Here is a 1,165-nt window from a genome sequence, read left to right on the forward strand (position 1 = left end):
TGCATTTTCTGGGTGGCTTGCATCCTTAGGAATCGCGAGCATATCAAACCAAAGACCTGCGCCTTCCTTAGGAATTACGTAAGATACTTCAACGCCATTTTCAGCTTCGTCAGCACGATCCATCGCTTGAAGAATGTCGCCAGACCAACCGACTGTCACACACACATCACCATTTGCTAGGTCGTTGATATATTGCGAAGAGTGGAAGTAACGAATGTGTGGACGAACTGCACTAAGGGTGTCTTTTACTTTGCCGTTCAAAAGCGCTGTATCAGTTGATTTAGGGTCTTCGCCCAAGTAATTCAATACGGTTGGAACAACTTCGTCCCACGCATCAAGCATTGTGATACCACAGTCAGCTAATTTAGCCGCAATCTCTGGGTTGAAAACCAGATCCCATGAATCAGCAGGCATGTCTTCGCCTAAACGCTCTGTAACTTGTCCCACATTGATACCAATGCCTGTAGTACCCCAAAGGTAAGGAATAGAGTAAGCATTGTCTGGATCATGCGAAGTCAACTTTTCCATCATCGGTGCATCGAGATTTTCATACTGCGGAAGTTTTGACTTATCAAGTGGCTGGAAAACTCCGGCTTGAATTTGACGCGCCAAGAATGTCGCTGAAGGCACAACAACATCATAACCAGTCTTGCCTGAAAGCAGTTTTGCTTCCAGANCATCGTTACTATCGAAGACATCGTAAACGACCTTAATACCAGTCTCGGCTTCAAAATTCGCTAAAGTATCTTCAGCGATATAGTCAGACCAGTTATAAACGTTTAATACTTTCTCTTCGGCCATAGCGCCTGTTGTAGCCACCGCACACGCTGTTGCCAACGCTAGCTTTTTTATTGCTTTCATAATTTTTCCTCGATTACACCCTAAGAAGATCTTAATTAACTCTGCCTTAACTGCTCTGCCGAGTCATTTTCCTTTCTGGAACACATCAATGTCTTATCTATGCCCCATTCGCTTATTGACTAAATGCCGAGCGAATTTCCTTTTGTCTTTGCAATTCATTTCTTCGCATGAACCACCATGCGATAAAGGCCGCCATTGCCACGGCCAAAACAAGTAATGTCGCTAATGCATTTATTTTTGGACTCACACCTAATCGAACACTAGAGAACACCACCATTGGTAAGGTTGTAGAACCTGGCCCCGA

1 protein-coding gene and 1 pseudogene are annotated in these 1,165 nt (G+C 44.3%); both read right to left on the reverse strand.

Annotated features, from left to right (window positions below; genetic code table 11):
* On the reverse strand, window positions 1-861 hold an 861-nt coding region (locus tag A3738_RS04490), incomplete at its 3' end, for an extracellular solute-binding protein (RefSeq protein ID WP_068763388.1).
* Between the two features lie 112 nt (window positions 862-973).
* Window positions 974-1,165: pseudogene (locus A3738_RS30555) on the reverse strand (putrescine ABC transporter permease PotI); the annotation flags it as partial.

Source organism: Oleiphilus sp. HI0066 (assembly GCF_001635725.1).